Origin of the sequence: Burkholderia sp. SJZ089, from assembly GCF_007828315.1 — a bacterium.
Lineage (GTDB): Bacteria > Pseudomonadota > Gammaproteobacteria > Burkholderiales > Burkholderiaceae > Burkholderia > Burkholderia gladioli.
Map to the genome: position 1 here is coordinate 23,877 of NZ_VIUM01000025.1, position 12,894 is coordinate 36,770.

General features: G+C 72.9%; 12 protein-coding genes. All 12 read left to right on the forward strand.

Annotated elements, in window-relative coordinates:
• Positions 1-12 precede the first annotated feature (12 nt).
• The 12 genes from FB600_RS32725 (at position 13) to FB600_RS32780 (ending at position 12,891) form a co-directional block, all read left to right on the forward strand.
• On the forward strand, positions 13-1,152 hold the full coding sequence (locus FB600_RS32725) for a hypothetical protein (RefSeq protein ID WP_096751836.1): 1,140 nt from the start codon (positions 13-15) through the stop codon (positions 1,150-1,152).
• Between the two features lie 63 nt (positions 1,153-1,215).
• Complete coding sequence (locus tag FB600_RS32730; RefSeq protein ID WP_025102325.1) at positions 1,216-1,470, forward strand: acyl carrier protein; 255 nt, start codon at positions 1,216-1,218, stop codon at positions 1,468-1,470.
• Positions 1,471-1,477: 7 nt separating this feature from the next.
• A complete protein-coding gene (locus FB600_RS32735; protein ID WP_244102744.1) occupies positions 1,478-2,419 on the forward strand; it encodes a hypothetical protein in 942 nt (313 codons plus the stop codon).
• Positions 2,416-3,060: a hypothetical protein gene (locus FB600_RS32740; RefSeq protein WP_096751837.1), complete on the forward strand. Its 645-nt coding sequence runs from the start codon at positions 2,416-2,418 to the stop codon at positions 3,058-3,060. Before FB600_RS32735 ends, FB600_RS32740 begins: the two co-directional genes overlap by 4 nt.
• Positions 3,057-4,043, forward strand: a complete 987-nt coding sequence (locus FB600_RS32745; protein WP_105820612.1) for a ferritin-like domain-containing protein — start codon at positions 3,057-3,059, stop codon at positions 4,041-4,043. The genes FB600_RS32740 and FB600_RS32745 overlap by 4 nt, the downstream gene beginning before the upstream one ends.
• Before the next feature lie 2 nt (positions 4,044-4,045).
• The gene (locus FB600_RS32750; protein WP_175427820.1) at positions 4,046-5,035 is read left to right on the forward strand and encodes a 3-oxoacyl-ACP synthase; all 990 of its coding nucleotides are present in this window, start codon (positions 4,046-4,048) and stop codon (positions 5,033-5,035) included.
• Positions 5,025-6,311 carry a pyridoxal-dependent decarboxylase gene (locus FB600_RS32755; RefSeq protein WP_105820613.1) on the forward strand — a complete coding sequence of 429 codons (1,287 nt, stop codon included), beginning with the start codon at positions 5,025-5,027 and terminating at the stop codon, positions 6,309-6,311. The genes FB600_RS32750 and FB600_RS32755 overlap by 11 nt, the downstream gene beginning before the upstream one ends.
• Positions 6,312-6,341: 30 nt before the next feature.
• A complete protein-coding gene (locus FB600_RS32760) occupies positions 6,342-7,931 on the forward strand; it encodes an acyl-CoA ligase (AMP-forming), exosortase A system-associated (protein WP_145757616.1) in 1,590 nt (529 codons plus the stop codon).
• Complete coding sequence (locus FB600_RS32765; RefSeq protein ID WP_145757615.1) at positions 7,928-9,037, forward strand: hypothetical protein; 1,110 nt, start codon at positions 7,928-7,930, stop codon at positions 9,035-9,037. Before FB600_RS32760 ends, FB600_RS32765 begins: the two co-directional genes overlap by 4 nt.
• Entirely contained in the window at positions 9,034-10,881 is a 1,848-nt protein-coding gene (locus FB600_RS32770) for an acyl-CoA dehydrogenase (protein ID WP_124076631.1), read from the forward strand. Before FB600_RS32765 ends, FB600_RS32770 begins: the two co-directional genes overlap by 4 nt.
• Before the next feature lies 1 nt (position 10,882).
• On the forward strand, positions 10,883-12,157 hold the full coding sequence (locus FB600_RS32775) for a citrate/2-methylcitrate synthase (RefSeq protein WP_145757614.1): 1,275 nt from the start codon (positions 10,883-10,885) through the stop codon (positions 12,155-12,157).
• 71 nt (positions 12,158-12,228) lie between these two features.
• Positions 12,229-12,891 (forward strand): class I SAM-dependent methyltransferase, encoded by a 663-nt coding sequence (locus FB600_RS32780; protein WP_025101068.1) that lies wholly within the window; start codon positions 12,229-12,231, stop codon positions 12,889-12,891.
• Positions 12,892-12,894 lie beyond the last annotated feature (3 nt).

Here is a 12,894-nt window from a genome sequence, read left to right on the forward strand (position 1 = left end):
CGGAACCCCACCATGTCCACCGTCTCCTTCCTGTCCCCGCCCGACACCGTCGATCCGATCCTGCTGCCCGCCGCGCCGGACACGGCGCCGCCGCGCGCGGCACCGGCCGGCCCGCAGGCCGCCTCGCCGGCGGCCTTCCCGGTGCTGCGCCATCTCGAACTGGCGGGCGGCCCACCCGCCGCGGCCGTGGCGCTGGTGGAGGACGCCGCGCTGCGCCTGCTCGACAGCGAGATGGTGATCGCGCTGCGCGACACGCGGCCCGAGCCCTTGCCCGAATCGCCGGCCTCCACGCCGCTCGCTCACGACGAGGCGCCGCTCACCGAGCAGTTGCTGTTGCAGATCGCCGACGAGGGCCTGCACGGCCATTTCAAGCCCTTCATGCGCGCCTTCATCCGCATCATGTTCGGGCTGTTCTTCACCGAAGACCAGAACCGCCGCGCCTGCGAATGCATCGATGCCGGCCACAACTTCGCCTTCCTGATGAGCGACGGCGGCGGCCCGAGCCTGGCCGGCTGGAAGACCCTGGCGCGCAGCGACGAACAGGGCATCGGCCTGCACGTGGACAAGGTGTGGGGCATCGAGGCCCATCGCGACTGCATGGCGGTGATCGCCGCGCGCCTGCCCGGCGTGATGTTCCCGGCCGCCTACCTGGTGTGGCCAGACGAGTACCGCAAGCTGCGGCGCGACACCTTCGGCGCGCCGTTCCTGGCCGGCAACCTGCAGTTGGCCAATGTCGCCGGCGAGGTGCGGGTGGGTGCCGGCGACCGCCTGCGCATCGGCGGCCCGACCGTGTTCAACAAGTACCTGACGGTGGTGCGCCCCTACTTCGTGCGCGCGCTGATGGCGCACGTCGCCTGGCTGGAGAAGACCGGCCGCCTCGCGCTGGGCCCCGAGCTGCGCGGCGTGCATCACTTCATCGCCGAGGCCGCGCGCAGCCAGACCGAGATCGCGCACTACAGCTTCGGCAAGGTCCAGCGCGTGCTGGCCATCAAGCTGCTGTCCAACGAATTCCTCGGCGCGCTGGTGCGCGGCCGGGCCGTCGCGAGCTTCGACGACCAGCGCGACCTGCTGGCGTTCACGAAGATGGAAGGCAGTTCCTACCGTTGTTACCACGAGCTTCGCAAGAGCCTGCGCAGTGAAGCCGGCCATTGAGCCGGCCCCTGTAGTCCCAAGCCGTTCCCCTCTACCCGACCACTTGCACGAAGGAGCCAGACCATGAGCAACCCCAACGTCCCGGCCGACGCCCTCGAGATCCTGTCCCGCGAAGTCGCCAAGATCCTCAACGTCGAGACCGTCGACACCGGCGCCGGCATCGGCGAACTCGGCATCGATTCGCTCAACATCGTCGAGCTGATCGTGTTCTGCGAGCAGCTCTACGGCTCGATCGACCCGGAAGCGCTGAACATCACGCAGTACACCACGCTGCAGCAGCTCGACGCGCAGTTGCGCAGCCAGCAGCACGCCGCCTGAGGCCGCCATGCCGATCAGCGCGCCCACCCGCCCGGCCGAGGTCGCGGCAGCCGCTCCGGCCGCCGTGGCCGTGGCCGCGGCGCTGCCCGCCACCGCGCTGCGCGTGCGCGCGCTCGGCTATCGCCGCGTGGCCGCCGCGCCCGGCCCCGCCTTCGGCGCCTGGCCGCTGGCACGGACCGCGCGCGAACTCGGCGCGTTGGCGGCGGCCGAGCGTGAACGGGTCGCCGGTGCCGCGCGTGCCGACGACTACGTGATCAGCTCGACCATCCTGTCGATGCTGCTGATGAACGGCTCGGCGCCGCATCGCGCCTTCGTCGAGGCGGCGGCCGGGGCCCACCCGCGCCGCCCCGACTGGATCACCTGCTCCTACGAGTGCGCCGGCTGGGGCTACGTGCTGCGCCGCGCGCTCGACAAGGCCGCCGTGTCGGGCCCGCACACGCTGCTGCTGCAACTGCTCGACGTGGACCTGCACGGCTATGCCTACTGGCACGGCAACCCCGCCTGGGGCGCCTCGGGCTTCGGCCTGGCCACCCTGCTGATCGAGGTCGACCGGCCCGGCCCCCACCAATCGCTGATCGCCGGCGCCGCGCCGCCGGCCAACGCGGTGGTCCAACTGGGCCGGACCCTGCGCGGCTTCTGCGCCGAGCGGCCCGGGCTGCGCGCGGCGATCCCCTTCTTCCCCGCCCAGTCGCGCCGCGCGATGCTGGCCACGCTCGGCAAGACGCCGCTGATGCCGGACGGCCATGCGCGCTTCGGCCATGCCTTCGGCAGCGACCCGTGGATCTCGCTGCTGCTCGCCGCCGAGCAGGAAGGCGCGCCGGCGCGCGCGGTGGTCTGCTCGCTGGCGCTGAACGGCTATTACGCGATCGGCGACGTCGCCTTCGCGCCCGACGCGCGCTTCACGCTCGCGGCCGAGCCGCCGGCGGCGCGCGAGGAGGCCGGCTCATGAACCCGCCCGTGCTGCTCGCCTACCGGCTGCGCCGTGACGCCTCGCGGCCCGTGCTGGTGCCGGCCAACGCCTACCGGATGCCGCTCGGCATGCCCGGGGGCAGTGCCGCCGATTACGCGCGCGCCGCCGCGGCCGAGGCCGCCGCCTTCGCCGACACGGCGCGCCTGGCCGGCTGCCCCGACGACGACGACGCGCGCCGCGTGCTGCTCGACCACGAGCGCCACTTCGCCTTCCTCGCCGAGCTCGCCGTGCAGGCGCGCGAGGCCGTGCACGACGAGCTGCGCCTGTATGTCGAGGTGCGCGCCTCCTACATGGGCGTGCTGCCCGCCGCCCTGCTCGCGCCCTGGGTGCTGCTCGGCGCGGACCTGTACCACGAGGCGGCGCGCGACGCCGCGCGCGGCTGGCCGACGCTGTGGATCGGCGACCGGATCCGCCGCGACGTCGATTTCGCCGGCGACAACACGCTGCGCTGCGCGCTCTGGCAGGCGGACCTGGCCGCCCCGCTCGATGCGCTGCTGCGGCGCGCCTGGCCCGCCCACGCGATCCGGATCGAGGCCCTGCCCGCGCCACTCGCCAGCGATTTCCCGATTCCCGACCCCGCTGATCCCGGCGCCCATCCGGCCGCCAAGGAAACGACATGACCGACACGCTTGCCGTCCTGCCCGATACCGACAACGACATCCGCTGGCCGATGCCGGTCGATGCGCTGATGTCGAACGACTACGCGCTGCGCGAGGAGGCGCTGAACCGCCTCTACGAGAAGGCCAAGGCCTCCCAGTGGGACGTCGCCAGCGACGTCGACTGGCGCCATGCGCTCGAGCCGGCCAACCCGCTCGGCATGCCCGACCCGACGCTGCTGATCTACGGCTCCGAGCTGTGGGCCAAGCTGTCGGACCGCGACAAGCGCGAGGTCCGGCATCACGCGCAGGGCTGGCTGCTCTCGCAGATCCTGCACGGCGAACAGGCCGCGCTGATCTGCGCCTCGAAGCTGGCCTCGGCCGAGGACGGCCTGTCGGCGCGCCTGTGCGCGGCCGCCCAGGTGATGGACGAGGCGCGCCACGTGGAGGCCTACGCGAAGCTGGTCGAGAAGCTCGACGTGCGCTACCCGATGAGCCGCTCGCTGCACGCGCTGCTGCAGGACACCATCACCAGCAACCAGCTCGACATGACCAACCTCGGCATGCAGGTGCTGGTGGAGGGCATCGCGCTGTCGATCTTCCAGAGCGTGGTGGCCTACAGCGCCGATCCGTTCATCAAGGACCTGTTCCAGCGCATCCAGCGCGACGAGTCGCGCCACTTCGCGGTGGGCCGCATCACCCTGTGCCGCGTCTATGCCGAGATGGACGGCACCGAGCGGCGCGAGCGCGAGCAGTTCGTCTGCGAGGGTGCCTCGGTGCTCTACGAGCACCTGTGCGCCGACGACATCTGGGAACCGATGGGCCTGTCCAAGCGCGAATGCAGCGCGATGGTGCGCGAGTCGCCGGTATCGAGCTCGATCCGCCGCTCGATCTTCCGGCGCCTGGTGCCGACCATCCGCGAGATGGGCCTGCTCTCGCCGGCCGTGCAGGATACCTTCGCCAAGCTCAACGTCCTCGACTATGCGGCCATGCCGCTCAACAACTGACCATGACGACGTCCCTGACTTCCGTTTCCGGCGCGGCCGATTTCTGGACCGGCATCGAGGCCTGCGCCTACGAGCTGCCGGGCGAGCCCGTCGACATCGAGCAATGGGCCGCCGAGCGCGACTACCCGGCGCAGCGGGCCGCCACGATCGCGCGCTCGGGCAGCCGCTACTTCCACATGGCGCTCGACATCGGCGAGACCGAGCTGGCCATCGCGGCGGTCGGCAAGCTGATCGAGACGGCCGGCATCGCCGCCGCCGACATCGGCGCGATCGTGCACGTGCATACCCAGCCCTTCAGCGTGCCGCCAGCGCCGCGCAGCCTGCCGCACGAGGTGGCCTCGCATCACGGCATCGCGCCGCTGTGGCTCGGCTCGGTGGCGCAGCTCGCCTGCGTGTCGGTGGCCGCCGGCGTCGAGGTGGTGCGTGCGCTGATGCGCAAGCATGCGACGCTCGACGCGGCGGTGATCGTCTCCTCGGACCGCGTCTACGGCGAGGATTACCGCATGCGCCAGGTCAGCGGCGTGCAATGCGACGGCGCCGCCGCGATGCTGCTCACCCGCAACTGCCGGCGCAACCGGCTCGGCGGCATCGCGATGGAGACCAATGCCAAGTGGTGGCGCGGCTCCGACACGGTGAGCAAGAACGAGGCCGACATGATCGCGCTGGAATGGCCCTACACGCGGCGCGTGCTCGACGCGGCCGTGGCGCTCGAGGCGCATCCGCTGGAGGCCTATGGCCTGCTGCTGCCGCACAACGCCGACATGGCGGGCTGGTATTCGCTGTGCCGCGCGATGCGCATCGCGCCGGAGCGGCTGCACGCGGCCAACATCCTGGCGCACGGCCATGCCTGCTGCTCGGATTTCGCGATCAACCTGGCCGACGCCGGACTCGACGCGCTGGCGCGCGGCGAGCGCGTGCTCGGCGCGATGCAGTCGAACTGTGGCGCCTACGCGGCCGTCACGCTCCACCCGGTGGGCCGCCATGACGCCTGAACGCTCGCCGGGCGCCGCCCCGGCCGACGACTACGGCTTCGTCGCCGAGCTGCGCACGCCCTGCTACGTCTACGACCCGGAAGTGGCGATCGCGCGCTACCGGCAACTGAAGGCGCGGCTCGGCACGCGGCTGATCGTGTCGCTGAAGGCGAACCCGAACCAGGACCTGCTGGCGCGCAGCGCGCATGCCTACGAGGACGGCGTCGAGCTGGCCAGCCGCGGCGAGCTCGACATCGTGATCGGCCGCATCAAGGCACCGCGCTACCTCAACAACCCCTCGATGGACGAGACCCTGATGCGCGCCGGGCTCGCCTCGCGCTGCCACTTCGTGCTCGACAACCTCGACGCGGTGGCGCGCTTCGTGCCGCTGGCCAGGGAGGCCCGCGCCGGCGGCGCCGAGGTGGGGCGCCTGCTGCTGCGCCTGAACGCGGGCGCGCTGGCCGGCGCGCACTCGCGCGCCAACTGGCACGACCATTTCGGCATGACGCCGAACGAGGCCCACCAGGCGGTGCTCGCGCTGAAGGCGGCCGGCTTGCCGGTGGCCGGGCTGCATGTGTTCTCCGGCCCGCACAGCTTCGCGCGCGCCGGCGCCGCCGCGCCGGACACGCTCGGGCTGCCGGACGCGCTGGCGGCGCTGGCGCGCGACCTGGCCGGCGCGAACGGCGCGGCGCTCGAATCGCTGAGCCTGGGCGGCGGGTTCGCCGAGGACGCGGCCAGCCACGAGGCAAGCGAGGCAGACGACGCAAACCCAGCCGACGGAACTGCCCGGCCGGCATCCGGCGCGGGCGAGGATCGCCACGCCGAGGCCTTCGCGCGCTATCGCGAGGCGATCGCGCCGCTGGCCGGCAACTGGTCGCTGGCCCACGAATCGGGCCGCGCGATCTTCGCCGACTGCGGCCTGTTCGTGACGCGCGTGGTGGCCGTCAAGCACTGGGCCGATCGCAGCATCGCGGTCTGCGACGGCGGCCTCAGCCATGCCTTCCTGCTCGCGCAGACCGAGGCCGTGATGAAGAGGCTGGCCGCGCCGGTGCTGGTGCGCCAGGGCCGCGGCGGTGACGGCAACGGCGGCAGCGGCGGCAAGCCGCGCGGCGTGCCGACCTTCTATGTCGGCAGCACCTGCAGCCGCGCCGACGTGATCGGCCGCGACGACCACGGCGCGCCGCCGGTGCCGGGCGACCTGGCGGTGTTCCCGCGCTGCGGCGCCTATCACCGCAGCTATTCGATGGCGCATTTCCTGTCGCACGACGCGGCGCACGTCTACGTGCGCGCGGCCTGAACCCCGAACCCGAGACTGAGAGGACCGCCCATGAATGCCATGATCCGCCTGGTCGACCTGCTCGACGACGGCGCCCGCCGCTGGCCCGGCCATCTCGCCTACGCCGACGGCACGCGCGACGTCAGCTATGTCCAGCTGCTGCGCGCGGTCGATCGCGCGGCGGCCGTGCTGGCCTCGCTCGGCGTCGCGGCGGGCGAGCGCGTCGCGATCTACGCGCCCAAGCAGTACGAGACGGTGGTGGCGATCCTCGCCGTCAACGCGCTCGGCGCGATCTTCGTGCCCGTCAATCCGCAACTGAAGGAGGCGCAGGTCGAGCACATCGTGGCCGACAGCGGCGCGAGCCTGTTCGTGACCGGCGCGCAGCGCATCCGCCGCCTGCCGGTGATCGCCGCGCGGGTGGGCGCCGCACGCGTGCTGCTGATGGAAACGCTGGCCGAGGCGCTGGCGGCCGCGCCCGACGACGCGCTCGCCGAAGCCCCCGCCGAACGCGCGCCGAACGCGATCGACGACGACCCGGCCGCCCTGCTCTACACCTCGGGCTCGACCGGCAAGCCCAAGGGCGTGGTGGTCTCGCAGCGCAACCTCGTGTCGGGCGCCACCAGCGTGGCCGCCTACCAGCAGCTCGACACCAGCGACGTGATCCTCGGCGTGCTGCCGCTGAGCTTCGACGCGGGCCTCTCGCAGCTCGGCAGCGCGCTGGCCGCGGGCGCCTGCTACACGCCGCTGGACTTCCTGCAGCCGGCCGAGGTGCCGCGCTACTGCGACGCGCGCGGCGTGACCTCGATCACCGGCGTGCCGCCGCTCTGGATGCAGCTCGAGCCCGCCGCCTGGAGCGATTCGGCGCGCCGGCGGATCCGCCGCTTCGCCAATACCGGCGGCCATCTCGCCACGCCGCTGCTGCACCGGCTGCAGGCGCTGTTCCCGAACGCCCGGCCCTACCTGATGTACGGCCTCACCGAGGCCTTCCGCTCGACCTACCTGCCGCCGTCCGAGGTGGCCGCGCGGCCGGCCTCGATCGGCAAGGCGGTGCCGAACGCCGAGATCCTGGTGCTGCGCCCCGACGGCAGCGAATGCCAGGCCGACGAGCCCGGCGAGCTGGTGCACCGCGGCGCCTTCGTCACGCTCGGCTACTGGAACCAGCCCGAGCTGACCGCGCAGCGCTTCCGGCCGCTGCCCCAGCGCCACGGCCAGGTGCCGCGCCCCGGCGTGGCGGTCTGGTCGGGCGACATCGTGCGGCGCGACGCCGAGGGCTACCTGTACTTCGTGGCGCGCGGCGACGACATGATCAAGACCTCGGGCTATCGCGTCAGCCCCACCGAGGTCGAGGACCTGCTGTTCGCGCTGCCGCACGTGCGCGAGGCGGCCGTCTACGGCGTGCCGCACCCCACCCTGGGCGAGGCGATCATGGCCTCGGTGGTCTCCACGCTCGAGCCCGACGACTGCCGCGCCGACATCCTGCGCGCCTGCCGCGACGCGCTGCCCACCTACATGGTGCCGCTCGCCATCGAGCAGCAGGCCGAGCTGCCGCGCAACCCGAACGGCAAGATCGACCGGCCGACCCTGAAGGCCCGGCACCGCGACGCATTCAATCCCCGGAATCTGGAGGAGTCACCCGCATGACCCTGCCGACGCTCGAAGCAACCCGCCAGGCCGCGCCGGCGGCGCTGGCCGCCGACACCAACACGCTCGCGCTCTACGGCGGCGTGGTGGTGCTGCCGCCGGCCACGCCGTTCAACGCGATCCAGGCGCAGGAACGCCATCCCGGCTACCGCCACCTGCTGCTGCCTCAGGCGCGTTTCGCGCGGCCGCGCGGACACGGCGCGCTGACGGCCGACGAGAGCGAACGCCTCGCGCCGGGCGGCCGCCCCGCGCTGCGCATCGCGCCGGCCGGGCGCAGCCTGTCCGAACTGGCCGCCGATGCCGCGCTCGACCTGCGCGACCAGCTCGGCTCGGAACTGCTGACCCGCACCACCCACCTGATCCTGGCCAGCAGCGCGCTCAACGAGACGATCGGCGACTCGGTGGTCGGCCGCCTGCAATACGACCTCGGCCTGCAAGGCGTGATGCCGCTCGCGCTCGGCCAGAACGGCACGCTCGGCTGGTACGGCGCGCTGTCGCTGCTGGGCGGGCTGCTCGGCCCGGACGACCAGGCCCTGGTGATCCTCGGCGACAAGTGGCTCTATCCGTTCTTCCGCCAGTTCGGCGAGCTGGTGGGCTACAGCGACGCGGCCGCGGCCCTGCTGGTGCGACGCGGCACCCACGTGCCGGAGCATGCCGAGCTCACCGCCTGGGGCAGCATCGGCGGCCTCGCGCTCGAATTCGGCGAGGCCATCGCCGATCCCTGGAACACCACGCCCGAGGCGCTCGGCGATGCGCTGGTGCCGATCGCGGCGCGCGCCATCCGCGGCGCGCTGAACGCGGCCGGGCGCGAGCCGGCCAGCATCGACTGGTGCGTGCCGCCCGGCTTCGGGCCGGCCTTCGCGATGCGGGTGGCCGACGCGGTGGGCGTGCCCTGCGCGCGGCGCGTGCAGCACGAGGTGACGGGCCACCTGTCCTCGGCCGAATCGGCGGCCGCGCTGATCCGGCTGGCCGCCTCGCTCGACGAGGACGAGCGGCGCAGCGTGCTGGTCTGGGACGCGGCGCTGCACGGCGCGGCCGCCGCGGCCGTCTGTGACGTAAAGGGCGGCTTCGAGGCCGCCCTCGATATCGAGGGGGACCTGCAATGACGAGCGCCTACAAGGTGAGCCTGCGCGAGCTGCGCTTCTTCCTCTGGGAGTTGTTCGAGGCCGATCGCCGCTTCCTGGAAACCGGCCCCTATGCCTCGCATAGCCGCGCCGACGTCGACGCGCTGCTGGCACGCGCGCGCGATTTCGCGCTCGACCTGGGCCGCAGCTACCAGCCCTCGGATGTCGAGGGCTGCACGCTGGAGGACGGCCAGGTGCGCATCCCCTCGCATTTCCACGCGCTGTGGGCGCGCTTTCGCGACGAGTGGGCCGGCACCCTGTTCGGCTCCGCCCAGGGGCTGCCGCCGATCGTCACGCAGATGATCTACGAGATGTTCATGGGCGCGAACCCCTCGTTCATGACCTACGGCGGCTTCACGCGGCCGGCCGTCAAGCTGCTGCAGATGCACGGCACGCCGCACCAGAAGACCCTGATCGCGCCGCTCGAGGCCTACCGCTGGGATGCCTGCTTCTGCGCGACCGAGCCGCAGGCCGGCACCGACCTGACCGCGGTGGCGCTGCGCGCCCGGCCGCTCGAGGGCGACCTGTACGCGCTCGAGGGCGAGAAGGTCTATATCTCGGCCGGCATGCACGAGCTGACCGAGAACACGCTGTACTTCGTGCTGGGCCGCATCGATACCGCCTCGCCCGATTCCTTCTCGCTGTCCTGCCTGGTGGTGCCGCGCTTCTGGCCCGACGAGGACAGCGGCGAGCTGCTGCCGAACCACGTCGAATGCATCGGCCTGCCGCGCAAGATGGGCCTGAAGGGCTGCGCCAACACGCACCTGGTGTTCGGCAGCGGCGGCACCACGCGCGGCTGGCTGCTCGGCGGACGCCGCAACGTCGGGCTGCTGCAGCTGATGCCGCTGATGAACCAGGCGCGCATGAGCACCGGCATGTTCGGCGTGGGCGTGGCCTCCAGCGCCTACCTGCACGCCGTCGACTACGCGGGCCGCCGCCTGCAGGGGCGCCCGATCGAGCGGGCCTCGAACACCAGCGCCGCGCGCGTGGCGATCATCGAGCACGCCGACGTGCAGCGCATGCTGATCGACATGAAGAGCCGCGTCGACGGCTGCCGCGGCCTGCTCGGCAAGCTGGCCGCCACCGCGACCCGCGCCGCGATGCTGGAAGCCACCCCGGGCGCCGATCCCGACGAGATCGAACGGCACCGCAAGCTGCAACTGCTGCTCACGCCGGTCTGCAAGGCCTTCATCTCGGACCAGGCCTGGCGCATCTGCGAGACCGCGATCCAGGTGCACGGCGGGCTCGGCTATACCGACGCGAGCCCGGTCGAGCAGAACGCGCGCGACGTGAAGATCCTGTCGATCTGGGAAGGCACCAACTACATCCAGGCGCAGGACCTGGTGCGCGACAAGCTCGGCTTCGGCCGCCATTCGCGGCTGATCCAGTACTACCGCGACGACCTCGACGTGTTCCTGGTGCAGCAGCACGGCCCCGACACGCCGGCCGAGCTGCGCCCGCTGTTCGACGCGCTGCGTGCCGGCGCCGACGCGATCGCCGCCTCGCTCGACGAGATCGCGCGCGACGTGCAGGACGGCCACACGCATCGCAGCAGCCAGTTCTACACGCGCTTCCTGGAGATGTTCGGGGTGGTGACCTCGGCCTGGGTGCTGCTCGAATCGGCCGGCATCGCCGCGCGCCGGCTGGCCGCGATCGACGCCGGCATGGAGCCGGCCGAGGCGGCCTTCTATCGCGGCAAGCTCAAGAGCGCGCGCTACTACTTCGCCAACGTGCTGCCGGTGGTGCACCAGCACGCGGCCGTGCTGGCGACGATGGACCACGCGGCGATCGCGGTCAGCAGCGACGAACTGGTACAGGCGGACTGAAATGGCCACCCCGCTCGACACGCCCGACTCGCCCGCCGCCGCGCACGTCGGCGAAGCCGCGCCCGCCGAGGCGCCGCGCAACCTGCTGGGCCGCCCGGCCACGCGCCACCGCGGCACCGACCTCGACGGCGCGACGCTCGCTCCGCAGGAGGCGCTGCGCGTGCGCGGCCTCGACCTCAATGCGCTGATCGGCGCCACCTCGTTCGAAGGCGCGATCGCGCATCTGTGGTTCGACCTCGCGCCCGGCGACGCGGCTCACGAGGCGCGCGAGGCCGAGATCCGCGCGCGGCTGGCGGCCTTGTCGGCCGGTTTCGCCGGCGGCTCGGCCGCGCAGACGGTTGCCGCCTCGATGGGCGCGGCCGGCGTGGCGCCGGTCTTCGCGGCCGCCGCCGGGCTGCTGCGCGGGCTCGACGACGCGCTCGCGCGCGCCGCGGGCACGCCGCTGGCCGATGCCGATCTCGAGGCGCTGCTGGCCTGCGCGGCGGCCGCGCCGTTCCTGCTGCACGCGGCGATCGCCGGACGCCCCTGCGAGGACCCCGCCGCCGCCGACGCATCGAGCCACGCGCGGCGCATGCTGGTGCTGACCGGCGCGACGCGCCGCGATCCGGCCGCGCTCGCCGCGATGGACGCGCTGCTGGTGGCCTGGCATGCCGGCTTCGGCTACATCACGCCGACCGTGCTGGCACCGCGCGTGGCGATCGGCACCGGCGTGACGCTGACCCAGGCGGTGGCCTCGGGCTTCCTCGCCAGCGGCCCCTCGCACGTGGGCGCCGCGCTCGAGGCGATGCAATGGCTCGGTGCGATCCTCGACACGCTGCCCGTCGAGGCGCGCGACCCGGCCCGCCGGCCCGACGCGAGCCTCGCCGCTCGACTGGAAGCCGCCGGCCGGGAGGCGGTGGACCGCACGCTCGACGCCGAAGGCTCGCTGCTGTTCGGCTTCGGCCATCCGCTGTTCGTCGCCGATCCACGGCCGCCGCACCTGCGCGCGCTGCTCACGGCGCGCGGCTTCGGCGGGCCGGCCTCGACGCTGGCCGATGCCAGCTGCGCGCGCGCCGGCCAGCGCAAGGGGCTCAACCCGAACATCGACTTCCTGAGCGCCGCGACGCTGCTCGACCTCGGCGTCGCCTCGCCCTCCTGGGGCGTCGGGCTGGGCCTGTCGGCACGCATCGCCGCGATGGTCGCGCACGCGGTCGAGCGCCGGCAGCGCCCCGCGTTCGGCGTCAACAGCGCAACCGCGCGGCGCCTGCTGGCCGCCGTGCCGGTCGGCTGGCTATGAGCGCGCCCGGCCATGAACCCGCCATTCGCCACTCCCTTCCACGCAACGCCCCGACCGAATCGAGGAACGCCATGCTGCTGAAGAATCTCCGCCCGGCCAACGACTACGACCGCTTCGCCACCGAGACGCTCGAACCCTGGGACCTGCTGTTCATCAGCCGGATCCGCCAGCTCGCCCGCGGCATGGCGGCCGGCACCATCGCCGACATCGGCACCGCCACCGGCGTGGTGCCGGTCCGCCTGGCCGCCGATCCGGCGATGGAGGGCTGGCGCTTCATCGGCGTCGACCTCGATCCGGCCATGCTCGACGAGGGCCGCCCGCGCCTGAAGACGCTCGGCATCGAGCAGCGCGTCGAGCTGCGGGTGGGCGACGCGCTCGAGCTGCCGTTCGCCGACGGCGAGCTGACCATGGCGGTCGGCCGCGCCACCCTGCACCATCTGCCGGACAAGGCGAAGAGCCTGACCGAGATGTTCCGCGTGCTGCACCCGGGCGGCGTGGCCCTGGTGCACGACATGCGCCGCGACGCGCCGCAGCACCTGCTCGACCGCTTCACGGCGATGCGCGCGGCGGCCGACTACCCGCCCACCCACGTCGAGGAGAAGATCACGCTGGCCGAGGCGCACGAGCTGGTGGCCGAGGCAGGGCTGGCGCCCTACGCGAGCATCCACAGCCCGAGCGCGGGGCTCGGCGCGCTCGGCTTCGAGATCCTGCTCAGCAAGCCCGCGCTGGCCTGACGC

Bases quoted from the DNA above. Each gene is read 5' to 3' on its own strand.
- FB600_RS32780 (WP_025101068.1), top strand. From the start codon at position 12,229: ATGCTGCTGAAGAATCTCCGCCCGGCCAACGACTACGACCGCTTCGCC.
- FB600_RS32730 (WP_025102325.1), top strand. From the start codon at position 1,216: ATGAGCAACCCCAACGTCCCGGCCGACGCCCTCGAGATCCTGTCCCGC.
- FB600_RS32755 (WP_105820613.1), top strand. From the start codon at position 5,025: ATGACGCCTGAACGCTCGCCGGGCGCCGCCCCGGCCGACGACTACGGC.
- FB600_RS32735 (WP_244102744.1), top strand. From the start codon at position 1,478: ATGCCGATCAGCGCGCCCACCCGCCCGGCCGAGGTCGCGGCAGCCGCT.
- FB600_RS32745 (WP_105820612.1), top strand. From the start codon at position 3,057: ATGACCGACACGCTTGCCGTCCTGCCCGATACCGACAACGACATCCGC.
- FB600_RS32740 (WP_096751837.1), top strand. From the start codon at position 2,416: ATGAACCCGCCCGTGCTGCTCGCCTACCGGCTGCGCCGTGACGCCTCG.
- FB600_RS32765 (WP_145757615.1), top strand. From the start codon at position 7,928: ATGACCCTGCCGACGCTCGAAGCAACCCGCCAGGCCGCGCCGGCGGCG.
- FB600_RS32760 (WP_145757616.1), top strand. From the start codon at position 6,342: ATGAATGCCATGATCCGCCTGGTCGACCTGCTCGACGACGGCGCCCGC.
- FB600_RS32770 (WP_124076631.1), top strand. From the start codon at position 9,034: ATGACGAGCGCCTACAAGGTGAGCCTGCGCGAGCTGCGCTTCTTCCTC.
- FB600_RS32775 (WP_145757614.1), top strand. From the start codon at position 10,883: ATGGCCACCCCGCTCGACACGCCCGACTCGCCCGCCGCCGCGCACGTC.
- FB600_RS32750 (WP_175427820.1), top strand. From the start codon at position 4,046: ATGACGACGTCCCTGACTTCCGTTTCCGGCGCGGCCGATTTCTGGACC.
- FB600_RS32725 (WP_096751836.1), top strand. From the start codon at position 13: ATGTCCACCGTCTCCTTCCTGTCCCCGCCCGACACCGTCGATCCGATC.